The following is a 21,436-nucleotide window of genomic DNA, read 5'->3' on the forward strand; positions in this document are numbered from 1 at the left end:
GTCAGGTAATCGAGTCAGGAAGACATGAAGACATTATTGCGTTTGTTGAAAAGTTTTTGGTTTGTGGTTCCGGTCCTGTGGCTGGCGAGCCTGGCGGTCTGCTGGTTCGTGGCGCCGCACGTGAGCTGGCTGCGCGGTTATGCGCTGGAGGCGATGGCGATCATCAGCGCCTTCTATCTGTTGCTGATCGTGCTGCGCCAATACCAGCGCATCCGCGCCGAGCACAACCTTGAGCACCTGGTGCAGCTTGAAGTCGATCGCTCGCTCAAGTCCAACGGCGAATTCCGCGACCAGCAAGTGCTGCGCGAACGCCTCAAGCACGCCATCGCGATGCTGCGCACCGACCGCTCAGCCGGTGGTGGCGGCTCATCGGCGCTGTCCGACCTGCCGTGGTACCTGGTCATCGGCATGTCCGGCGCCGGGAAGACCTCGCTGCTGACCCGCTCCGGCCTGTCCGCAAGCATTGCCAACAGCGCCAACGACACCCAGAGCGGCACCCAGCATTGCGACTGGTACTTCAGCCCCGAAGCGGTGTTGATCGACACGGCCGGGCGTTACCTGCGCGACGACCAGTCCGCCAGCGAATTCGCCGCCTTCCTGCGCATGCTGAAAAAGCAGCGCAGCAAGGCCGCCGTCAACGGCCTGGTACTGGTGGTGAGCCTGCCGGAATTACTGGCATCGAGCGCTGGGGAGCGTCACACGCTGGCGGCGCAATTGGTCTCGCGCATCGAGGAATACACCGATTGCCTGGACGCCAACCCGCCGATCTATCTGATGCTGAGCAAGACCGACCAACTGCCAGGTTTCAGCCAGGCCTTCGAAGGCCTGGACCTCAACGAGCGCCAGCAACCCCTGGGCATGACCTTCGGCCTGTCGGAGATCCGCAACCAGGGCCTGCGTCCGGTGCTGGATGCCAAGCTGGCCAACCTGCACAGCCACATCCGCCGTCACGTCGACGCGCAGATGATTGCCCTGGGCGCCGATGCCAACAGCGCGCTGCTGAATTTCCCGAACTATTTCTCCGAGCTGTCAGCGGTGCTGGAGCAGTTCCTCCAGCACTTCGCCGATCACCGTCATGCCGGCGCGCCCCTGCTGCTGCGCGGCCTGTATTTCACCAGCGCACTGCAGACCGACCAGCAACTGAGCCAGGTGTATGAAGACGACCTCGCCGAGTCGTTTGCCCTGCAACCGCATGCCGGGCAGGACGCGGACAGCGACGGCAGGAAAATCAGCGACCGCAGCTACTTCATCACCGATACCTTTCGCCGGGTGATTTTCCCCGACCGCGACCTGACGCTGTACCAGTCGCGCCAGGGCCACAATAAATCCCTGAGCCCTGTGCTGCTTGGCGTGGCGCTGCTGGCCGGGCTGGGGTTCATTGGCTGGCAGGCGCTGTCGTACCAGAACAACCGCCAGTGGCTGGCTTCCTTGCGCGATCAGTTGAATCAGCTGCAGCAGTCCCCGGACCGAGCGCAATTGCTCGCCTCGGGCCAGGGCCTGGAATTGCTGCGCAATCAGCTCAGCGCCATCGAGAAACACCGCGCCCAGGGCGTGCCGCTGCAACTGAGTGCCGGCCTGTACCGTGGCGATGACATCTACCAGGTCGCGCAAAATGCCTATCTGCAGCAACTGCGCTCCCAGGCACTGGAACCGGTGACCTTGCAGTTGCAATTGCAGATGCGCGCATTCAACGAATTCGCCAGGACCATGGACCCGCAAAACGCCCTCGTCGCCGCACCGGCCAAGGCCGGCAGCACCAAAGCCAAGGCGCAGTCCCAGGGCTTGAAACTGCCCACCCGCCTGAGCAGCGTGCCGCGCAGTGCCGGTGAAGTCAGCAGTCGCCTGAGCGGCAGCGCCAGATCTGCTGCGACCAAGGTGCGGGGCGATGCGATAAACAGCCTGCGCAACCCGGCCACCGCCAGCGATGCCGCCGATCTGTCGGCGACGACCGGTGGGCTGTCGTTGTCCGAGGAAATGCTCGGGCGCCTGGACGAGCGTCAGGTCGAGTCGATCATCGAATCCTACAACGCGCTGAAGCTGTACCTGATGCTGACCCAACCGGACTCGCACCCGGAGCCGGAGTTCGTCGGGGCTGCTTTCCCGGCCGCCTGGGCCAATACCGCGACGGCGCAGAACCCGGTGAGCACCGAGGTGATCCAGGACAACGCGCCGGTTTACGTCCAGCTGCTGAAAAACCGCCAGGCGCCTACCCTGCCGCGCAACGAACAGTTGATCAGCGAAACCCGCAACAGCTTGAAGTCATTCATGATCTCCAGCTCCCTGGTGGACCGCGAATACCTGCGCCTGCAACTGGAATCCAGCCGTCAGTTCCCCGCCGTCGGCCTGAGCGATCTGGTGCCCTTGCCCGGTCGTCAATTGCTCTACGGCAGCGAGGCCGTGCCGGCGATTTTCACCCGCCAGGGCTGGGAGCAGTTCGTCAAGCCGGAGCTGATCAAGCTGGTCTCGGGCAACCTGCGCAACGAATCGGACTGGGTACTTGACGGTGAAGGCGGCGACAGCCTGGTGCAGAAAGCCAACTTCATCCGCGAGTTCATGACGCGCTACAAGCGCGACTACACCCAGGCCTGGTACGGCTTCATCGACAGCGTCGGCGTGCGCCATTTCACCGACATGGCCAACGCCACCCAGCAACTGTCGCTGCTCAGCGACGTGCAGAATTCGCCAGTGAAAAACCTGCTGGCGGCGGTCAACGACAACACCCAATGGGACGTGCCGGCACCGCGCACCACCGAGCAACCGGGGATCAAGCGCGATGACGGTTTCTGGGGCAAGGTCTCGGGCATTTTCGATGGCCAGGACACTTCACCCAACGCGCTGATTTCACCGCTGCCAGCAGTGGATGATGGCAGCCTGGCCAAGCGCTTCGAGCCGGTATCGCGAGTGTTCGCGGTGCAGAACGCCGAAGGCGCCGACAGCACCATCATGGATCGCTACCTGGCAGCGCTGCGCAAGCTCAAGGTGCGGATGAACAACATCCAGCGCTCCCAGGACGTGGGTAAAAGCAGCAAGCAGCTGATCAGCGAGACCCTGGAAGGCCAGCAGAGCGAAGTCACCAGCGTGCGCAACTACGTCGAGACCACGGTGGATACCAGCCAGGGCGGCCTGTCGAGTTCGCTGCAAGGGCTGTTCAGCCTGCCGATCCAGTTCGCCTGGGAGACCCTGCGCGACCCGGCCGGCGAACAGATCGCCAAGGCCTGGGCGCAACAGATTTCCAAGCCCTGGGAACAGGTCATGGCGCACCGCTTCCCGATTGCCGCTGGCAGTCGCAACGAAGCGTCGGTGAAGGATCTGCAGCGTTTCGTCGACCCCGAGTCCGGCCTGCTGCCGAACTTCAAGCGCAACGAAATCGGCAACCTGTCCGGCGGTGAAGGCCTGGGCATGAGCAGCGCGAGCAAATCGGCGCCGCTGGTCAACCCGAACATGGTCAACAGCATCGACAAGGCCAGCTCCCTGGGCCAGGTGATCGCCAGCCTGTCGGACCGCGAGAACGGCTTTGAAATCATGCTGGAACCTTCGGCTTACTTCACCGACATCATCTTCACCCTCGATGGCCAGGTGCAGCATTACCGCAATGGCAAGACCAGCTGGAGCCGCTTCTCCTGGCCCGGCACTACCACCGCTCCGGGGGCACGCATGGACGTGGTGACCCTGACCGGCGAACGCATCACCGTGTTCGACTACCCTGGGCGCTGGGGCCTGCTGCGCATGAACGACAGTGCGCGGGTCAGTGACCTGGACGGCATCCAGCAACGCTTCAGCTGGAACACCGCCAGTGGCCAGGTCAGCCTCGCCGTGCGCAACTACGGCGGCGTCAAGCTGACTGACCTGGCCAACGTCAAGGCCTTGAGTTCGCTCAATGCGGCAGGCGGGCGGGTCCAGTGAGCAGGCTGGCACTGAACCAAGGGCGCGGCCAATGATTGGCTGCTTCGGCAAGGTGCCCGCGAGCCCGGACTTCGTCAGCCTGCACGGCGCGGCTGACGACGTCTGCGAGTTCGATGGCTGGCTGCAAGGCGCCCTCGCGGCCCTGCAGCATCGCGAAGACTGGCGCAGCCTGTTCGACGCCTTGCCGCTGTGCTTTTTCAGCTACCGCGCACGCAGCGGCAACTGGCTGCTGGGCGGGCTGATCAGCTCGATGGACGCCAGCCAGCGGCGCTACCCGTTCTTCATTTTCCAGACAGTCAAAGCCGCTGAAGCCGAGCCCTTCGTCAACCCCTTCACGTTGGGCGAGCTGTTCAGCGCGCAGATCAAGCCGTTGCTGCACATGGCGGCCCAGGGCGAAAGCACCGCGGTGCTGTTCGAACGCATCAAGGCCCTGCGCCCGCTGCAGGCCCAGGACTTCGACCTGTTCCGCCGGGTGCACGGCAAATTCCTGGTGAACTTCAACCTGCGCGACATTGCTACTGCACTGGAAGGCTCGTACCCGGAGTTCGTCACCAATGCCGTGCTGACCCGTCTGCAAGCCTTGCACAGCCCCCTGCGACACGGCACGCCGATCGGCATCACTCTGCCCTTGCCGGCGGAGCGCGGTTTGAAGAACCCGACCGCCGATCTTTGGCTCACCTGGCTCACGCGCATGACGCCGGGCAAGGCCGTGCCGCAGGTGAGCCTGCTGGCGGACGACTTCATGCGCCCGCGCCTGATCTGCTTTGCCTCACGCACCACCAGCAACGCCTACCGCGTACTCACCGGCTGCGGCGACCGCGCGCAGAGCTATGACGTGCTGGCGTCCTTCGATGCCTTTGACGAGCACCACCTTGCACCCGCTTTTCCCGCAATCGACCGTCCCCTTGATGACGCCATCGACCGTTTTGTCGATGCCCTGGATTCGAAGTCTGTATGAACAAGATCAAGTATTACTTCCTGCGGTATCAACCCTACATTCTGGGGATCGCCTTCTTCCTCTCGATCTTCGTGGTCTGGGGCATCGGCCGGGCGTTGGACTTCAGCTCGCTGAACAGCTTGCTGACCGGCATTGGCGTGTTCCTGCTGCTGGCGTGCGGCTACGTGCTGCTGCTCTATCGCGGGGTGTCGCGGCATCACAACCTTGAAGGGCTGCTGCGCGATGACGCCGACCAGGCCGTGTTGAACGCCAGCCCGGGGGATCGCGAGGAAGTCAGCCTGCTGCGCGAACGCCTGCTGCAAAGCATCGAGCGCCTGCACAACAACAAGCCCCGGGGCAGCAACCCCAAAGACGCGTTGTACGCCCTGCCCTGGTACCTGGTGATCGGCCAGCCAGCGGCCGGCAAGAGCACCATGCTCTATCAGTCGGGCTTGAACTTCCCCTACGCCGAACGCGAAGGCGCCCGGGTCGCCGGCTTGGGTGGCACGCGCAATTGCGACTGGTTTTTCAGCTCCGAAGCCGTGCTGCTGGACACCGCCGGACGCTACATGAACAACCAGGAAGAAGCCGGCAAGTGGCGCGCTTTCCTGCAACTGCTGCGTCAGCATCGCCAGCGCCGGCCGCTCAACGGCTTGATCGTCACCGTGAGCATCCACGACATCCTGCAAGCGTCCCTCGACGACCAGGAACGCATCGCCAAGCGCCTGCGCGAACGCATCCAGGAAACCCACGCGCTGCTGGAAGTGCGCCTGCCGGTGTACCTGGTGTTCACCAAGTGCGACCTTGTGCCGGGTTTTGCGCCCTTCTACCGCCAGCTGGATGAAGCGGCCCGCGGCGAGGTGATGGGCAAGACCTTTGCCCACAAGGGCTATGAACAGGCGGACTGGGGTCGGCAATTTGGCGTGGCGATGGACGAGCTGGTTGCCTACTGGCAGCAGGTGGCGAGCCGGCAACTGGTGACCCAGGACATTCAGATCACCCGCCAGGATTCAGCGGTGTACCGCTTCCCGCTGGAACTGGCGGCGCTGAAACCGCGCCTGCAATTGTTCGTCGATGCGCTGTTGCGCGCCAACCCTTACCAGAAGGCCGAACTGCTGCGCGGCTTCTATTTCACCAGCGCCCTGGACGCCGACCAGCCGGAGCTGGGGGGCCACGCCCGCCAGGTCACCGAGCGCTTCTCCCTGGAGAACGACCAGGCGAGCGTCGGCGGTGACGCGCAACCGCGCCCGCTGTTTATCAATAGCCTGTTCCGCAAAGTGATCATTCCGGACCAGCATCTGGTGGCGCTGTATACCACCAACCATCGTGAACGCCGGCGCAAAGCGGCGTGGATCGGTTGCGCCGGTGTGCTGGCGATGCTGCTGTGCGGCCTGCTGGGCTGGTCTTACGTGAACAACCGCAACACCGTGCAGAGCATCTCGACGGAACTGGCCCAGGAGGCGTCCGCTGACGCGGCGGCGACAGGCCAATACACCGAGTGGCAAACCCTGGACCGCATGCGCTTCTGGACCGCTCACTACTACGCCCGGCATCACCAGGACGGTGTGCCGCTGCGCATGCGCCTGGGGTTGTACCAGGGCTACAAAGTCGAGCCGCTGCTGCGCAGCGAGTATTTCAGCCGCCTGGAAAGCGTGATGCTCAAGCCAACAGCGGACAACCTGACCCGATCGCTGTACCTGCTGACCACCCTCAAGGTGTATCAACGCAACACTCAGCAGCTGTTACCCGTGACCGGCGTCGACAGCGTAGAACCCAAGGCCCTGCCCAACGACAACCGCGCGCAGTCCATCGCCGCCTTCGGCAAGACCACCCTGGACACCTACGTGATGCTCTCCCGGGCCCAGCGCGAGAAGGCTGACCCGGCGTTCCTCAAGGCGAAAATCCCGGACTACTGGTACCCGGCGATTGCCCGCCAGACCGGCCAGACTATCGGTGCCGCCAACGGTGATCCGGGGGCCAATCAGGACTACGAGTACGCCAGCCGGCAGATCAATTTCTACAGCGACCAGATCCACGAGCAGGACGTGCCGCGCATTCTCGACAACGCGTTCCTCACCTCCAGTTCGCGCAACTACATCAACAGCCTGCTGAGCCAGTCGCTGCGCTCGATTGAGACCATCACCCTGGAGTCGGACACCCTGTTCGCCTTTGGCCGCGCGGACTTCCAGAGCCTGAAAACCGCAGGGCAAAGCCAGCTCAGCGCCATCGCCGGCAAGCTGCTCAACACCCCGGACATCGGCAAGATCATCATCGCCGGTCACGCCGACCAACTGGGCGACCTGCAGGGCAACTTGCAGGTGTCCAGGCAACGCGCGCAGACCATCAAGACCTATCTGGTGGGCAAAGGTGTCCCCGGCGAGCTGGTCGAAGCCGTCGGCGAAGGCAGCACCAAGCCTCTGGTCAAGTGCGACATGACACAACCCCGGGCGCAGCTGATTCAGTGCCTGGAGCCTAACCGCCGGGTGGAAATCGAAGTGCGGGCGATCAACTGAACGCGCGCCACCAGAGCAAGAAAAATCGCTGCCCGGGTCGACTCGATACACGAGCCGGGCAACGGTAAGACACCTCTCTTGAGCGTATTCAAAGAGGTTAAAACGAAGGGCTGTCGACTGCTCGCAGCGGCACCTTTAAATGAAGGTAAGGAGAAATTAGAAATGGCATTTGACGCATACATCCAGATCGAAGGCATTCCAGGCGAAGTACTGGACGAAAAGCACAAAGATTGGATCGAAGTGCTGGGCTATGAGTTTGGCGCGACCCAGGCCACCTCCGCGACGGCAAGTTCTTCGGGCGGTGCTTCTTCGGAACGCGTGGTGTTGAGCAACTTCACCATCCGCAAAGCTGCCGATAAAGCCACTGCCAAGCTGTTTGAAGCGTGCTGCAAAGGCACCCACATTGCCAAGATCCAGCTGAACGTGAACCGTGCCGGTGGCGACAAGGTGACCTATCTGACCTACAACCTCGAAGAAGTAGTCGTGGCCTCCGTCAATACCGTTGCCGGCGGTAGCAAGGGCGGCAAGGACGAAGCGGAAAGCGATCTGCCTGTCGAAGAAATCAGCTTCAACTTCGCGCGCATCAAGACCACTTACACCCAGCAGAGCCGTGCCGATGGCCAGGGCGGCGGCAACGTCACCGGCGGTTGGGACCGCACCGCGAACAAGGTGTTCGCTTAAGTCTGCAGCGTTAGCGGGCCGTGCGAGCGGCCCGCCTTAAGCACTGCGCCCGTGGTCCGGGCGCGGTGTTCTTTTATCCTGATCAGAGTTGCCTATGTCTGAATTTCTCAACGACCTTTCCCTGGCCGAACTGACAGCGCCCATCAATGAGGGGAGCGGTGAAGACCTGAGCTTTTCCACCTTGTTTGACCAGGTGAAAGAAGCGCGTCGAGCAGACCCCGATTATCTCACCCAGGGTGATTGGCAAACCGACCTCAAATCTTCGGATTGGGACCTGACCATCACCTTGGCCGCACAGGGCCTGGCTCGCCAGAGCAAGGACCTGATGCTGGTCGCCTGGCTTAATGAAGGCCTGGCGCACAAATACCATTTTGTCGGTATCACCTTTGGCCTGACGCTGGCCGAGCGCATCCTGGATACGTTCTGGGCAGACCTGTTCCCATCGCTGGAAGACGGCCTCGATGAACGCGCCGCACGTCTGGCGTGGTTAAAAGCCTCGCTGGCGGACGTCGTCGGCGGTTTGCCGATCACCCAGGGCCAGCAGTTCGGCCTGCTGCGTTACGACGAATCCCGGCACATCGAAAACCTCGCGCTGCAAAATCCCCAGGCCATGCGTGCCGCGATTGACGAAGGCAAGATCAACGCCGAGGTGTTCCAGCGTTCGGTGGTACTGACCGACTCCGACCACCTGCGCCTCAAGGCCGGCGAAATCGCCGCCAGCCTGCGCGCTTGCCAGCAGCTGCAGAGCACCGCGGACCGCCTGTTTGGCGCGGATGCCCCGAGTTTCGCCGCGCTGACGGACGTACTGACCCGTGCCGGGCAACTGGCCGAGAAACTGCTCAAGGACCGCGGCATCGAGCTGCACCCCGCCCCCGTTGCGCCCGTCCAGCCAAGCGTTGTCGACCAACCCGCAGGTGCCGCCATGACCCAGACCCAGCCAGATCCCTCATCCATCCCCCTGCGCACCACCCCCCTGACCCGCGACGAGGCCTTCACCCAACTGGCGGGCATCGCCCAGTTCTTCAAACAGACCGAACCGCAAAGCCCGGTGCCGTACCTGATCGAACGCGCGATCAAATGGGGCAACATGCCGCTTGAGGGCTGGCTGAATGATGTGATCAAGGACAGCAACGTCGTGGACAGCATCCGTGATGTGCTGGGGACGAAGGAATCGAAAGGCTGACAGCCGCGATCAACTGTAGGAGCTGCGTAGGAGCTGCGTAGGAGCTGCGTAGGAGCTGCGTAGGAGCTGCGTAGGAGCTGCGTAGGAGCTGCGTAGGAGCTTGCTCCTACCATGAATGCTGAAGCATCCCCCCGCAAATTCCTGCACCACCGAAAAGAAAGGGAACTGGCGATAAGCCATTAGAGTCGTAATGGCTTCGCCTGGAGAATCGGATGCGCCCCCTGCATTTTCAAATCACTTACCGCTTGAACGACGCTCGACAGGTCTTTGTCCAGCCCGATTCACACATGACCGATGCCGATGCCTGGTATTACGCCTGCCTGCACGCGGGTGTCGGCTTGGCCTATGGCGAGGATCCGGCGCAACAGGGTCTGGCTGAACTGCGGGCGCAGGCGCAAAAATGCGGGTTGACCGACGTCAGGTGGGAGGCGCTGCCGTGACAGTGACAGCGGCGCGGATAAATCCCGGGCAAAAAAAAATCCCAGGCAGCTGATGGACGCCTGGGACTTAAAAATGCATAAACCGTGGTGGTGAACGCGGGGCGAATATTACTTAATATTTCCCACTGTAACAAGATGTTTTAATTAACCATAAAGTTACTAAGGTTTCTAAGCCATTATATATCCACATGTTTTTTAAGGATGCGTTACATGAACCAGCGATATTCCCGCGCGCTGATTTCGTTCATGAATGCCAAATGATCCTGCCGTTTGTTCTCGCAATACACATCGACAAACTCCGCCCCCAAGCCTTCGCGAACTGAGGCGTGGCCTTGCATGGCCTGCACGGCTTCGAGCATTTGCGTGGGGAAATCAATGCCGCTGGTGCGATCTTCGTTTAACGCAGGTATCGGTTCGCGGCCGGCTTCCAGACCTTGTTCCAGACCGATCAGAATCGCCGCCAGCACCAGGTACGGGTTGGCATCTGCGCCGGCCAGGCGATGTTCGACCCGCAGGTTCCTCGCATCCGAATCCGGCACCCGCAGGCAGGCGTCGCGGTCTTCATAGCCCCAGCTGGCGTGGGTGGCGGTGTTCACCGTGCCACTGAGGCGGCGCATGGCGTTGTGGTTCGGGGCGAAGATCGGCATGCAGTGCGGCAGCACTTCCAGGCACCCGGCGACGGCATGGCGCAAGGGTTGCTGGTTGTTGGCTGCCAGCAGGTTGTTGCCGGCCTCGTCGTAGAGGCTGACGTGCACGTGCATGCCGCTGCCGGGGTGCTGCACGTAGGGTTTGGCCATGAAGCTGGCGCGGTAGTTGTGCTTGAGGGCCACGCCCCGGGTGCTGCGACAGAACAGGGCCGCCCAGTCCGCGGCGCGCAATCCATCATCAAGGTGACCGAAGTTGATCTCGAACTGACCGGGGCCCAACTCGGCCGTGATCACAGTGGTTTCGATACCCTGCTCCCGCGCAGTTTCGACCATGTCATCCAGCACCGTGGAGAAACGCGACAAGCGCTCGATGTGCATGTTCGGCTGGTCATCCGCATCATCGCTAAGCGGGTCCCGGGCGAACTGCGGCAGGCCGTCGCGCAGTTGACGATCAAACAGATAGAACTCCAGTTCGAAGGCAACCACCGGAAAAATGCCTTTGCCCTTGAGCCGTTGCAGCACCTGCGCCAGGACCTCGCGAGGCTCGAATTCGATCGGCTTGGCGGTGCCATCGGAGGTAATCAGCATCTGCCCCAAAGGTTGCTTTTCCCAGTTCACCAGCTTCAGCGTACCGGGCACGAGGCGGCGGGTGGCATCCGGGTCGCCATCGTTGAAGCAGTAGTCACCGATCTTGAACAGGCCGCCCTGAGTGCCCAGCAGCACGCAGTTCTGCGGCAGTTTGAGAACGCTTCCGGCCGCGACCTTTTCGAGCATCTCGATCGGGTAGCGCTTGCCATAGAAGTGCCCGGGGATATCCAGGGCGATCAGGTCGACATAGCGAACGTCCGGAAAGCGCTGACGAAACGCACGTACTTCAGCAACCAGATCAGAGCAGACAGCATCCATCATTGTGTTCCTTGTTGTTTTATCAGGTGTAGACCCAGAGCACGCGGGTAAGCCGGTCACCAAGATTGCCGTAGCGACAATGGGTGTGACTGGCCAGTTGAAAGCTGTCGCCGGTTCGCAGCGTGACGGGCTGGGCGTCATCGAGCCACAACGTCAGCTCGCCTTCGAGCACGTAGCCGCCCTGCTCCGAGCTGTCGTTCATATGCCGGTCGCCACTGCTTGCCCCTGGTTCCAGGCGGCTTTCGAGCATCGAGAACGAGGCGCGCATTTTTGGCGAGACCAGGATGTCGGTGATGCCATCGGCGTAGTACAGGGTGCGGCGCTCGTCCGGGCGGGTGACCCACGGCAGCGCCATGGGTTTGGGCAGGCTGTAGAAGTAGGTGGTGGGCACGCCGAGGGTTTCGCTGATGGCCGTCAGGTCTGCCACTGTCGGCCGGGACAACCCACGCTCGACCTGGGAGAGAAAACCCACCGAGCGGCCGATTTTGTCCGCCAGCTCCTTGAGCGTGTACTTTTTGTGTTTGCGCAAGTCCTGGATCAGGATCGCCAGCGCCGATATTTCTTCTTGCATGTCCATCAGAAGGCTCCGGAAATTGTGCGGTTCACAGACTGTCGCGCAGTCGATACCAGGCCTTGCCCACGGCTTCGAGCGGCGCGGCCAGGTACTTGCCGCCGGGAAAACGCTCGTTGACCAGCCCTTGGTACAGCGCAAGGTCATCCGGCTGGCCGAGTATCGCGTCGGACACCGCGCGGGCCCCGGCCAGTGTCGGCAGCACGCCGTGGCCGGAGTAGCCCTGCAGCCAGTAAAGGTCACCCCGACGACCAATGTCGGGCGTGCGCTTGAGGGTCAGATCGATGTGCCCGCCCCAGGCGTATTCCAGGTCCACGCCTTTGAGTTGGGGAAACACCCGCTCCAGAAACGGCCGGGTCGCGGCGCCGATGTCCTTGGGCATGCCCCCCAGGTAAGTGCAGCCGCCGCCGAACAGCAGGCGGTGATCCGGCGTGCGCCGAAAGTAATCGAGCACGAATTGATTGTCGGTCACGCACACATTGCGCGGCAGCAGTGCAATCGCCTGCTGCTCTGCCAGCGGTGCGGTTGCGACCTGATAGGTGCCGACCGGCAGTACGCAACTCGACAGTTGCGGGTCCAGTTGATCCAGGTACGCATTGCACGCCAGCACCAGTACATCGGCGCGAATGCGCCCACGCTCGGTGGTGACCACATACCCGCCGCGTTCCTGGCGATAATCCAGCGCCTTGCTCTGTTCATGGATACGGCCGCCGGCTCGCTCGATGGCGGCGGCCAGGCCGAGTGCCAGTTTCAGCGGGTTGAGGTGCCCGCCTTCGGGGTCGAACAGCCCGGCCTGGTAACGGTCACTCGCCACCCAGTTCGGCAACTCCGCCCGGGGAATGAACTGCAAGGCGTCGTGGCCCCACTTGTGGCTGGCCTCGTGTTGCCACTGCGTGAGCAGGCTGACCCGTCGCGGCATCACTGAGGTCCAGAGATGGCCGGGGCGGTAATCGCAGTCGAAATAATGCCGCCCGGGCAGGTCCCGCAGTTCCCTCGCCGCCCAGCGCATGCTGTCCCACAGACGCCGCGCGCGCTCGTACCCCAAAGCGGCCTCCAGCGGCGGCATGTCGCAAGACCAGCCAAGAATGGCCTGCCCGCCATTGCGCCCGGACGCCGCCCACGCCACCCGACTGGCTTCCAGCAACGTCACGCGTTTGCCGGCGAGCGCCAGGCGCAAGGCCGTGTGCAACCCGCTGAACCCCGCCCCGATGATCAGCACCTCGGTGTCCTGCTCGCCCACCAGCGGGTCGCGCTCTACCAGCCGATCGGCGCAGGTGTGGGCGTAATAGCTGGGGACATGCTGGGGGGATTGGTGAAACATGCGGGCCTCATGAAATTTTATTATTTAAATTTCATGAAAATTTACACAGATTATTTCACATAGGCAAGTGTTCATCCCTGGGGCCGACGTGCGCCTACGTCGTGCCGTGAGTCGTCATATGCCGTCGTGCGCCGTCATGCGCCGTCGTGTAGGAGCTGCCGAGTGCAACGAGGCTGCGATCTTTTGGCGGCTGCCCTCAAAAGAACAGGATCAAAAGATCGCAGCCTCGTTGCACTCGACAGCTCCTACGGGGCAATCAGGCAATCAGGCAATCGGGATCAGCGGATCGGCAGCGGCCCACGCGGATTCACGATTGGCTGCAGGCGGATAGATCCACTGGGTGTTGATCTGGGTCTTCAACGCCTTGCCTTCCTGACGGACCAGCTTGACCTGGCGATCCCACCCTTCGGTGTACACCGCGCCCCAGGCCCCGAGGTCCAGGCAGGTCACGTACTTGGGCTGGCTGTAGGGCGTCGGGGCGACACCGAGCAATTGGGCGGCGACGTTGTTGCCGGCGTGGCGACCGAGGACGATGGCATGCTGGCAGGTCATCAGAGCATGGTTGCCGATGTCATCGGACGACGCGTAGGCCACATCGCCGGTGGCAAAGATGTCGTCCTGGCCAATCACTTTCAGGTGGCTGTCCACATGCAGGCGGCCCAAGGCATCGCGCTCGCCGGGGATCTGTTCGGTGAGCGAGCTGGCACGTACGCCGGTGGTCCAGATCACGGTACTGGCTTCAATGCGCTGCCCATCGGCCAAGGTCACTCCGTCGGCATCGACGCCGGCCACCGACGATAGTCGGAGATAAAACATGTCTCTTTACAGCGCGGGCGTCGAGTACGGCATTCATTGCCTGCTGTTTCTGGTGGGCAACCGTGGCGAGACCCGGGAGGCGAGCGTGCGCGACCTTGCCGAGCTGCAAGGAGTACCGCTGGATTACCTGGCCAAGATCTTTACCCGGCTGGCCAAGGCCAAGCTGGTGAGTGCCACCGAGGGCGTGCGCGGCGGGTTCAAGCTGGCCCGCCCTGCTGACGAAATCAGCCTGCTCGACATCGTCAATGCGATCGATGGCCAGAAGCTGATTTTCGACTGCAAGGAAATACGCGGGCGGTGTGCGTTATTCGAGGGAACTACGCCGGAGTGGGCGCTGGATGGCCCCTGTTCAGTGCACGGCGCCATGATGGTGGCGCAAAAACGCATGGAAGAAGCACTGGCCCAGCAGACCATTCTTGATCTGGCGAGGAAGGTCGGGCGCAAGGCCCCGGCAGAATTCTCCGAGCAGGTGGACACCTGGATCACTGATCGGCGCGACAGGAAAAGCGCCAGCGCCCAAGGCATCCCGCTGACCGACATCAGCGACTGAACACCAGCGCGGCTGAAGCCTACAGGCAGTCGCGCACGGCCTGACGCAGCGCGCCGGATTTGGCCCAGGGCGGCCCCTGGTAAAGGGACACGCGGCTGCCATTCTTGTTCTTCACGATATCGAGGATCTCGTCTGCGGTGATCATGCCGGGGGCATTGATCCGGTAGCCGTTGGAGATCGAGGTCTGGCGCGTGGCCGAGACTTGCTTCTGCCATAACGGCAAGACGCACGCGGCGTACTCCTTGGGCGGCTTCTCGCTGTACTTGCTGACGTTCGGTTCACCGGGCACGACGGAAGCGGGCAATGAACAACCCGCCAGTGTCGCCAGCATGATTCCTGCGATGAGCATCCGCATGAAGGTTTCCTTCGCTTAAAAAGGAAAATGTAGCGCGTGCCGGCGCAGACATCCATCTGATACACAAAAGCTCATCATTGCCCGTTGTTATCGGGCGTCTCGTAAGTTCGCGCATTCAGGTAATTCATCCAGCGCTCATAGGCCTCGTGTTGCCATTGAGTGACCCGCTCCCACTCCGGGCCGCTGAGCTGATGGGCGGATATCAGCTTCATCATTTCCGTGGTGGCCGCATCCAGATCAACGATCAGCTCATGGGCGTGAAACCTGAAATCATCGGTGGTCGTCATTTGAAAGTGACCTCTGACACAGCGCGAAATCGCTACTCCAATACGACAGCGCCGCTGCGGGCTCGCTTAATCTTCCCGACCAAAGGCAAACGCCTGCGCGCAGCGACACAACTTCCGTCACGGTGAAAAGGGTCTAGTATTCCGAGACGGAGAATCATTGCAGGAGGTCAGCATGTGGCTTAACGAATCGGAACAGCAACTTCGGCGGGACTTGCAGGGCGTTGCCTCGGACCTGCGCTGGTCGGCGGTAGAGCTTTTGCGCATTGCCGAGCAATTCCAGCAGGCGGGCAACGAGGTGGACGCCAAAGCCGCCAAGCGCCTGTGTGAAGTGCTTCAAGGGGATGAAGAGCGCCTGGCGCAGTATGCCGGGGAAGTGAAGGCCAGGGCGATCACGCGCAACCAGGCGCACTGAGCGAACGGGTGGCGAGGGAGCATGCTCCCCCGCCACCGCACATTTAACGCAAGCCGCTACTGTTTAGTGGCAGGTCTGGGCGATCTGTCGCGGTAGCCGGGCAAGGACGCCGCAAAGGCCAGCGCCTCCTCGCGGCTGGCAAACGCGCCCAGACGGTCGCCTTTGGTGCAGACACGCCAAGGGCCATTGTTCACGCTGAGCACGTCGTAACCGTTCATATGCATCTTATTTAGCATCGGTGCACTCATGACAACCTCCGTTGCGCCATCATCTCCAGGATTGACCTCTCTACCTTACACCTGCTCCTGGCGAACGTACTGACCAGACGTCGTGACGACAGCGATTGCACTTTCACCCTCCTCCCGGGCTCCAATCATCTGAAACCCTACGCTGCACGGTCTGAATATTGCAGTTTCATGACATTATTGTGACAGCCAATATCTGGATAGAGCATGAAAGTACGCGCCACCGTTATCTGCGAGCAGGATCGCCACATACTTCTGGTACGCAAGCATAGATGCCGCTGGACCCTGCCCGGAGGCAAGGTCGAGCGCGGCGAAACCGTTGCGGACGCGGCCAGACGCGAGCTTCAGGAGGAAACCAGCCTGGGGGTCGACGAGCTTCTGTACCTGATGGCACTGGAATCCGGCGACACCTGTCACCACGTGTACGAAGCGTCGGTGGTGGATTACGAGGTCGCGCGGCCGACCAATGAAATCGTCGACTGCATCTGGCACCCACTCGATTCGGTGCACAATCTGAGCACCAACGATGCCACGCTGCGCATCGTCAGGGCGTTCCAGCGTCGGCTCTAGGGTTGCTCATGCCTGGGCCAGTCAGCCCTGGTCGCCGCCTCCCACGGGCATGACCATGCCGGTGATGTAGGAGGCGTCGTCGCTGGCCAGAAACAGAATTGCACCTGCCTGCTCATCAAGCGTGCCATAGCGTTTCATCAGGCTGCTATCGAGCGTCTGGTCGACGATCTGCTGGTACCACACCTTCTCTTCGGCACTCTGTTCGGCGTTATTGCGCGGGATGACCCGTGGCGGCGCATCGGTGCCGCCGGGGGCCGTGGCATTGACGCGAACGCCACGCCCGGCCGTTTCGAACGCCAGGCACGCGGTCAGTGCGTTGACCCCGCCTTTCGCCGCACCGTAGGGCACACGGTTGATGCTGCGAGTGGCAATGGAGGAGACGTTGACGATCGCCCCGCTGCCTTGCTCCAGCATGAACGGCAGTGCGGCATGGCAGCACCACAGGGTCGGGAACAGCGAGCGACGCACTTCGGCTTCGATCTGCGACGCTTCGTAGTGCTCGAAAGGCTTGGCCCAGATCGTCCCGCCGACGTTGTTGATCAGGATGTCCAGGCGACCAAAACGTTCAACGGCGGTCTGCATCACGCGCTCGCATTCGCTGTATTGCTCGAGATCGGCGGTCAGCGCGAAGCTGCCCTGGCCCAGTTGCTCTTGCAGCTCGAACACCAGCTCGGAGCGGTCGACCAGGATCAGCCGCGCACCTTCGGCCGCCATGCGTTCGGCGACCCGCCGGCCGATGCCTTGCGCGGCGCCGGTGATCAGGGCGACTTTTTCGTGGAATCTGTTCATGTGTACCTCAATGGCTCAGGTGCAGCAGTTCTTGTACGGGCTCACGCCGCGCTGGCGGCGAATTTCTCGTAGTAGAAATTGGCCGGGGCGATGCCCTGTTCGCGAATGTACTGGCTGACCGCCTCGACCATCGGCGGCGGGCCGCACAGGTAGACGTCTACGTCACCATCGTTCAGATGCCGTGGCTCGATGTGCTGGGTCACATAGCCCTTGAGCGGGTGCTGGCTGTCAGGGCTGGCCACGCAGGCGCTGAAGCTGAAGTTGGGGATGCGGGCGGCGAAGGCTTCGAGGCGATCGAGTTCCACCAGGTCGAAATCATGGGTCACGCCATAAATCAGGTGCAACGGATGCTCACTGCCCTGCTCGGCGATCTTCTCCAGCATCGCTGTAAATGGCGCCAGCCCGGTGCCACCGGCCAGCAGCAACAACGGACGACGGATGTCGCGCAGGTAGAAGCTGCCCAATGGCCCGGCCAGGCTCATGCTGTCGCCGGCCTTGGCCATGCCGGTGAGAAAACTGCTCATCAGCCCCCCAGGCACGTTGCGAATCAGGAAGCTCACTTCGCCGTCATGCTGCAGCGAGCTGAAGGAGTAGGCACGGGTCTGGGTACTGCCCGGGACCCCAAGGTTGACATATTGCCCCGGCAGGAACGCCAGTTTGTTCAGGGCCTCGCCCTTGATCGACAGTGCAATGGTGCTGTCGGACAGCTGGCGCACGGCGCTGATGGTTGCTTCAAAGCTGGCCTGCCGGGTGCGGCAGACATCCGAGGAAGCCGGCACCCGCACCACGCAGTCGCTCTGGGCGCGCATCTGGCAGGTGAGGACAAAACCATGTTCGGCTTCGTCGGCAGTCAGGGCGTCATCAATGTATTCCTCGCCCAAGTCATAACGACCGGCTTCGGCAAAACACTTGCAGGTACCGCAGGCGCCGTCGCGGCAGTCCAGCGGGATGTTGATGCCCTGGCGATACGCGGCATCGGCCACGGTTTCACCTGGATTGGCGTCGATGAACCGGGTGACGCCGTCTTCGAAATTGAATGCGATGGAATGAGTCATGGCGACGGCCTCACAAATGGTAGACATCAATGACCTGACGAACATAGTCGTTCTTCAGGATCACTTTCTTGGCCTTGATCAGCGGGTTGTCACCGCGCATGTCCAGGGTGTAGAAACTGCTGCCGAAGTAGCTGTCGACGGTCTTGTAGCGAAAGCTCAGGGTGTGCCAGTTGAAGCGCACCTTGCAGATGCCGTCGGCCTGTTCCAGCAGTTCGATGTTGCTCAGGTTATGCGAGGTGCGGGTGTCCGGCACGCTGGCGCTGGAGCGTTCGGTCTTGATGCGGAACACGCGGTCTTCAAGGCCGGTGCGATTGCCGTACCAGATCAGCGAGATTTCCCGCTGCGGGTCCTCGGTCAGCTCGTCGTTGTCGTCCCAGGACGGCATCCAGAAGGTCGCGTCCGGCGCGTACAGTTCCAGCCATTCATCCCACTGGCGATCGTCGAGGTAGCGCGCTTCGCGGTAGAGGAAATCGCGCACGGATTCGTAGGTAATGGTCATCACACTGTCTCCACGTCGATCAGCTTCGCCTGCTCGGCGGCCAGCGCCTTGAGCATGGTCTGCTGCCAGTACTTGTGCTGCAGCACGAACAGACCTTCGTCTTCGGTGCGCACGCCGCTGAGCAACGGCTGCAGGTCGATTTCCCTGGCTGCCTCATCGGCGCCTTCGACCCAGTGCTCGGCACCGCGGGACATGTCGTTCCAGGCGGTGACGCTGCCCTGGTAACCGGTCTGGCAGGAACGAAACTCTTCGAGATCGTCCGGCGTCGCCATACCGCTGACGTTGAAGAAGTCCTCGTACTGGCGAATGCGGCTGGAGCGCGCGTGATCGCTTTCGCCTTTAGGCGCGATGCAGTAGATGGTGATTTCCGTGCGGTTGACCGAGATCGGCCGGGCAATGCGGATCTGCGAGCTGAACTGGTCCATCAGGTACACGTTGGGGTACAGGCACAGGTTGCGCGAGTTCTCGATCATCCAGTCGGCGCGAGCCTTGCCGAAGTCCTGGGCGAGCTCGTCGCGGCGCTCGTACAGTGGGCGGTCTTCCGGGTTGGCCCAGCGGGTCCAGAGCAGCATGTGCCCCTTGTCGAAGGAATAGAAACCACCGCCCTGCTTGGCCCAGCTGCCGGCGCTCATGGTCGGGTTGGTATCGCCGGCCTCGCGCTGCTTGCGCTGGTTCTGGGTGGCGGCATAGTTCCAGTGCACGGAGCTGACGTGGTAGCCGTCGGCACCGTTTTCCGCAGTGAGTTTCCAGTTGCCTTCGTAGATGTAGCTGGAAGAACCGCGCAACACTTCGAGGCCATCGGCGGATTGATCGACGATCATGTCGATGATCTTGGCCGATTCGCCAAGGTGTTCCACCAGCGGGACTACGTCGGCCTTGAGGCTGCCGAACAGGAAGCCGCGATAGGATTCGAAACGGGCGACCCGGGTCAGGTCGTGGGAGCCTTCGCAGTTGAAGCTCGCCGGGTAACCGGCCGCCGCCGGGTCCTTGACCTTGAGCAGCTTGCCGGAATTGTTGAAGGTCCAGCCGTGGAACGGGCAGGTATAGGAGCTCTTGTTGCCGGATTTGTGCCGGCACAGCATCGCGCCGCGGTGACTGCAGGCGTTGATGAAGGCGTTGAGTTCACCGTCCTTGTTGCGCGCGATGAAGATCGACTGGCGCCCCATGGTGGTGGTGTAGAAATCGTTTTTGTTGGGGATCTGGCTTTCGTGGGCGAGGTACAGCCAGTTGCCTTCGAAGATGTGTTCCATCTCGAGGTCGAACAGCCGCGGGTCGGTGAACATCTCGCGTTTGCAGCGATAGATGCCCTGCTCTGGATCGTCTTCAAGCAGGGATTGCAGGTATTCGGGTCGCAGGGTCATGGCCGCCGCCTCCATTGTTTTTATTTCAGGCAGGGCCATGCTAGGACGGGGGGACGGGACGGACTATCCGCAGGGTGCAGACCTGTATCCGTTTAGTGCAGCTCTGTGGGGCCGCTGCGTAGGAGCTGCGTAGGAGCTGTCGAGTGCAACGAGGCTGCGATCTTTTGATCTTGAAAAGCAAAGTCAAAAGATCGCAGCCTCGTTGCACTCGACAGCTCCTACAGAGGTATTGGTGGTGTTTGCGGGTTCAATGCCGGCGCTTGAGGGTGTCCGAGGGCAGTTCGCCGAATTGTTTGCGGTAGCTGTCGGAGAACCGTCCCAGGTGCAGGAAGCCGTAATCCATCGCCACTTCGGTGACGTTGCGCACGATGCAGGTCGGGTCACTGAGGCAAGCGTTGACTCGTTCCAGGCGCTTCTGGCGGATGTAGTTTTTCGGCGTGGTGCAGGCGTTGCGTTCAAACAGGCCATATAACGAACGCAGGCTCATGCTGGCCTGGCGCGCGAGTTCCTCGCTGTCGATGTCGTGCTTGAGGTTGCGGGCGATGAAATCGGCAATCGCTTCGAACGTCGCAGCCTGCGAACCGAGTTCCAGGCGGCTGACGTTGGTCTTCATCAGGCTGAGCATCTTGCTGACGATGATCTGCGTGTAGTGCTCCTGCACCCGGGGAATCTGCTCGGTGGCCTCGGCCTCCTGGCAAATCATCGCCAGCAGATTGACGAAACCTTCCAGTTCATTGAGCTGGTAGCGGTTTTCCAGAAACCGTACGCCCTGCCCCGGATAACGCCAGCGCTGCTCGTCGCAGACCGACTCCAGCAACGAGGCAGGGACTTTGAGGATGAATTTTTCGCAATCGTCGGAATAGGTCAGATCCACCGGATCGTCGGGGTTGATCAGCAGCAATTCGCCGGGGGCGAAGTAATGCTCCTGGGCGTGACCACGCCACAGGCAATTGCCGCGCAATAACACTTGCAGGTGATAGATGGTTTCCAGCGCGCCCGAGGTGACGCGAACGCTGCCGCCGTAGCTGATACGGCACAGGTCGAGGCTGGCGAATTTGCGATGATTGAGACTGGCCAGGGGTTGCCCGGCACGGGGCATCAGGATGCAATGGTTGCCAACATGCTGATTGACGTAGCCCGACACGGCGTAGGGGTCGGCCTGGTCGAATACCGTGCTGCGCTGACTCAACAGTTGCGCGTGCATCATCGGGTCACTCTCGTTGTTGTTATAGATGTTCTGGTCATTCTAGAGCAGTACCGGCACCGATGTACGAGTTGACCGACACGTGGGAGCGGGCAAATCTTGCAGGAGCCTTATGCATCGCCATCGCCGGCAAGCCTGGCTCCTGCAGATTTGTGGCGAGCCAAAATCCCGCGCACACCCGGGCCCCTGTG

20 protein-coding genes and 1 pseudogene are annotated in these 21,436 nt (G+C 61.8%); 9 read left to right on the top strand and 12 right to left on the bottom strand.

What is annotated here, in order from left to right:
* The first annotated feature begins 24 nt into the window (after positions 1-24).
* From IMW75_RS17395 to IMW75_RS17420, 6 genes are all read left to right on the top strand, one after another.
* Entirely contained in the window at positions 25-3,903 is a 3,879-nt protein-coding gene (locus tag IMW75_RS17395) for a type VI secretion protein IcmF/TssM N-terminal domain-containing protein (RefSeq protein WP_205893324.1), read from the top strand.
* Positions 3,904-3,934: 31 nt separating this feature from the next.
* Positions 3,935-4,861, top strand: coding sequence for a type VI secretion system-associated protein TagF (tagF, locus tag IMW75_RS17400; RefSeq protein WP_205893325.1), 927 nt, complete (start codon positions 3,935-3,937; stop codon positions 4,859-4,861).
* Positions 4,858-7,353 carry a type VI secretion system membrane subunit TssM gene (tssM, locus tag IMW75_RS17405; protein WP_205893326.1) on the top strand — a complete coding sequence of 832 codons (2,496 nt, stop codon included), beginning with the start codon at positions 4,858-4,860 and terminating at the stop codon, positions 7,351-7,353. Before tagF ends, tssM begins: the two co-directional genes overlap by 4 nt.
* Positions 7,354-7,515: 162 nt before the next feature.
* Positions 7,516-8,034, top strand: coding sequence for an Hcp family type VI secretion system effector (locus tag IMW75_RS17410; RefSeq protein ID WP_122839487.1), 519 nt, complete (start codon positions 7,516-7,518; stop codon positions 8,032-8,034).
* A gap of 94 nt (positions 8,035-8,128) precedes the next feature.
* Positions 8,129-9,217 (top strand): type VI secretion system protein TssA, encoded by a 1,089-nt coding sequence (gene tssA, locus IMW75_RS17415; RefSeq protein ID WP_205893327.1) that lies wholly within the window; start codon positions 8,129-8,131, stop codon positions 9,215-9,217.
* A gap of 212 nt (positions 9,218-9,429) precedes the next feature.
* Complete coding sequence (locus tag IMW75_RS17420) at positions 9,430-9,657, top strand: DUF6555 family protein (RefSeq protein WP_045062821.1); 228 nt, start codon at positions 9,430-9,432, stop codon at positions 9,655-9,657.
* Between the two features lie 206 nt (positions 9,658-9,863).
* Here the strand turns inward: IMW75_RS17420 and IMW75_RS17425 are convergent, their stop codons facing one another.
* The 4 genes and pseudogenes from IMW75_RS17425 to IMW75_RS17440 form a co-directional block, all read right to left on the bottom strand.
* On the bottom strand, positions 9,864-11,210 hold the full coding sequence (locus tag IMW75_RS17425) for a glutamine synthetase family protein (RefSeq protein WP_205893328.1): 1,347 nt from the start codon (positions 11,208-11,210) through the stop codon (positions 9,864-9,866).
* A gap of 22 nt (positions 11,211-11,232) precedes the next feature.
* Positions 11,233-11,787, bottom strand: a complete 555-nt coding sequence (locus tag IMW75_RS17430) for a helix-turn-helix domain-containing protein (protein WP_045062824.1) — start codon at positions 11,785-11,787, stop codon at positions 11,233-11,235.
* Positions 11,788-11,812: 25 nt separating this feature from the next.
* Positions 11,813-13,102, bottom strand: a complete 1,290-nt coding sequence (locus IMW75_RS17435) for an NAD(P)/FAD-dependent oxidoreductase (protein WP_205893329.1) — start codon at positions 13,100-13,102, stop codon at positions 11,813-11,815.
* Between the two features lie 264 nt (positions 13,103-13,366).
* Positions 13,367-13,897 (bottom strand): annotated as a pseudogene (locus IMW75_RS17440) (FAD-dependent oxidoreductase); the annotation flags it as partial.
* Positions 13,898-13,916: 19 nt separating this feature from the next.
* On the opposite strand from IMW75_RS17440, the gene IMW75_RS17445 reads away from it, so the two are divergent.
* A complete protein-coding gene (locus tag IMW75_RS17445; RefSeq protein WP_205893330.1) occupies positions 13,917-14,468 on the top strand; it encodes an RrF2 family transcriptional regulator in 552 nt (183 codons plus the stop codon).
* Positions 14,469-14,487: 19 nt separating this feature from the next.
* On the opposite strand, the gene IMW75_RS17450 is transcribed toward IMW75_RS17445, so the two are convergent.
* On the bottom strand, positions 14,488-14,823 hold the full coding sequence (locus tag IMW75_RS17450) for a hypothetical protein (RefSeq protein WP_045062833.1): 336 nt from the start codon (positions 14,821-14,823) through the stop codon (positions 14,488-14,490).
* 74 nt (positions 14,824-14,897) lie between these two features.
* Entirely contained in the window at positions 14,898-15,110 is a 213-nt protein-coding gene (locus tag IMW75_RS17455; RefSeq protein WP_205893331.1) for a hypothetical protein, read from the bottom strand.
* 172 nt (positions 15,111-15,282) lie between these two features.
* Between IMW75_RS17455 and IMW75_RS17460 the strand changes: the two genes are divergently transcribed.
* Entirely contained in the window at positions 15,283-15,522 is a 240-nt protein-coding gene (locus tag IMW75_RS17460) for a hypothetical protein (protein WP_205893332.1), read from the top strand.
* A 56-nt stretch (positions 15,523-15,578) separates the two neighbouring features.
* Here the strand turns inward: IMW75_RS17460 and IMW75_RS17465 are convergent, their stop codons facing one another.
* Positions 15,579-15,770, bottom strand: coding sequence for an SPOR domain-containing protein (locus IMW75_RS17465; protein ID WP_205893333.1), 192 nt, complete (start codon positions 15,768-15,770; stop codon positions 15,579-15,581).
* A gap of 204 nt (positions 15,771-15,974) precedes the next feature.
* On the opposite strand from IMW75_RS17465, the gene IMW75_RS17470 reads away from it, so the two are divergent.
* Positions 15,975-16,337, top strand: coding sequence for an NUDIX hydrolase (locus tag IMW75_RS17470; protein WP_045062840.1), 363 nt, complete (start codon positions 15,975-15,977; stop codon positions 16,335-16,337).
* 21 nt (positions 16,338-16,358) lie between these two features.
* On the opposite strand, the gene IMW75_RS17475 is transcribed toward IMW75_RS17470, so the two are convergent.
* From IMW75_RS17475 to IMW75_RS17495, 5 genes are all read right to left on the bottom strand, one after another.
* Positions 16,359-17,126 carry a 1,6-dihydroxycyclohexa-2,4-diene-1-carboxylate dehydrogenase gene (locus tag IMW75_RS17475; RefSeq protein ID WP_205893334.1) on the bottom strand — a complete coding sequence of 256 codons (768 nt, stop codon included), beginning with the start codon at positions 17,124-17,126 and terminating at the stop codon, positions 16,359-16,361.
* A gap of 41 nt (positions 17,127-17,167) precedes the next feature.
* Positions 17,168-18,181 carry a benzoate 1,2-dioxygenase electron transfer component BenC gene (benC, locus tag IMW75_RS17480; RefSeq protein WP_205893335.1) on the bottom strand — a complete coding sequence of 338 codons (1,014 nt, stop codon included), beginning with the start codon at positions 18,179-18,181 and terminating at the stop codon, positions 17,168-17,170.
* A gap of 10 nt (positions 18,182-18,191) precedes the next feature.
* On the bottom strand, positions 18,192-18,680 hold the full coding sequence (gene benB / locus IMW75_RS17485) for a benzoate 1,2-dioxygenase small subunit (protein WP_045062847.1): 489 nt from the start codon (positions 18,678-18,680) through the stop codon (positions 18,192-18,194).
* A complete protein-coding gene (benA, locus tag IMW75_RS17490; protein WP_045062848.1) occupies positions 18,680-20,041 on the bottom strand; it encodes a benzoate 1,2-dioxygenase large subunit in 1,362 nt (453 codons plus the stop codon). Before benA ends, benB begins: the two co-directional genes overlap by 1 nt.
* 247 nt (positions 20,042-20,288) lie before the next feature.
* Complete coding sequence (locus tag IMW75_RS17495) at positions 20,289-21,248, bottom strand: AraC family transcriptional regulator (protein WP_272873859.1); 960 nt, start codon at positions 21,246-21,248, stop codon at positions 20,289-20,291.
* Positions 21,249-21,436 lie beyond the last annotated feature (188 nt).

The sequence above is a fragment of the Pseudomonas gregormendelii genome, assembly GCF_017114825.1.
GTDB lineage: Bacteria > Pseudomonadota > Gammaproteobacteria > Pseudomonadales > Pseudomonadaceae > Aquipseudomonas > Aquipseudomonas gregormendelii.

Bases quoted from the DNA above. Each gene is read 5' to 3' on its own strand.
- IMW75_RS17395 (WP_205893324.1), top strand. From the start codon at position 25: ATGAAGACATTATTGCGTTTGTTGAAAAGTTTTTGGTTTGTGGTTCCG.
- tagF (WP_205893325.1), top strand. From the start codon at position 3,935: ATGATTGGCTGCTTCGGCAAGGTGCCCGCGAGCCCGGACTTCGTCAGC.
- tssM (WP_205893326.1), top strand. From the start codon at position 4,858: ATGAACAAGATCAAGTATTACTTCCTGCGGTATCAACCCTACATTCTG.
- IMW75_RS17410 (WP_122839487.1), top strand. From the start codon at position 7,516: ATGGCATTTGACGCATACATCCAGATCGAAGGCATTCCAGGCGAAGTA.
- tssA (WP_205893327.1), top strand. From the start codon at position 8,129: ATGTCTGAATTTCTCAACGACCTTTCCCTGGCCGAACTGACAGCGCCC.
- IMW75_RS17420 (WP_045062821.1), top strand. From the start codon at position 9,430: ATGCGCCCCCTGCATTTTCAAATCACTTACCGCTTGAACGACGCTCGA.
- IMW75_RS17425 (WP_205893328.1), bottom strand. From the start codon at position 11,210: ATGGATGCTGTCTGCTCTGATCTGGTTGCTGAAGTACGTGCGTTTCGT.
- IMW75_RS17430 (WP_045062824.1), bottom strand. From the start codon at position 11,787: ATGGACATGCAAGAAGAAATATCGGCGCTGGCGATCCTGATCCAGGAC.
- IMW75_RS17435 (WP_205893329.1), bottom strand. From the start codon at position 13,102: ATGTTTCACCAATCCCCCCAGCATGTCCCCAGCTATTACGCCCACACC.
- IMW75_RS17445 (WP_205893330.1), top strand. From the start codon at position 13,917: ATGTCTCTTTACAGCGCGGGCGTCGAGTACGGCATTCATTGCCTGCTG.
- IMW75_RS17450 (WP_045062833.1), bottom strand. From the start codon at position 14,823: ATGCGGATGCTCATCGCAGGAATCATGCTGGCGACACTGGCGGGTTGT.
- IMW75_RS17455 (WP_205893331.1), bottom strand. From the start codon at position 15,110: ATGACGACCACCGATGATTTCAGGTTTCACGCCCATGAGCTGATCGTT.
- IMW75_RS17460 (WP_205893332.1), top strand. From the start codon at position 15,283: ATGTGGCTTAACGAATCGGAACAGCAACTTCGGCGGGACTTGCAGGGC.
- IMW75_RS17465 (WP_205893333.1), bottom strand. From the start codon at position 15,770: ATGAGTGCACCGATGCTAAATAAGATGCATATGAACGGTTACGACGTG.
- IMW75_RS17470 (WP_045062840.1), top strand. From the start codon at position 15,975: ATGAAAGTACGCGCCACCGTTATCTGCGAGCAGGATCGCCACATACTT.
- IMW75_RS17475 (WP_205893334.1), bottom strand. From the start codon at position 17,126: ATGAACAGATTCCACGAAAAAGTCGCCCTGATCACCGGCGCCGCGCAA.
- benC (WP_205893335.1), bottom strand. From the start codon at position 18,181: ATGACTCATTCCATCGCATTCAATTTCGAAGACGGCGTCACCCGGTTC.
- benB (WP_045062847.1), bottom strand. From the start codon at position 18,680: ATGACCATTACCTACGAATCCGTGCGCGATTTCCTCTACCGCGAAGCG.
- benA (WP_045062848.1), bottom strand. From the start codon at position 20,041: ATGACCCTGCGACCCGAATACCTGCAATCCCTGCTTGAAGACGATCCA.
- IMW75_RS17495 (WP_272873859.1), bottom strand. From the start codon at position 21,248: ATGATGCACGCGCAACTGTTGAGTCAGCGCAGCACGGTATTCGACCAG.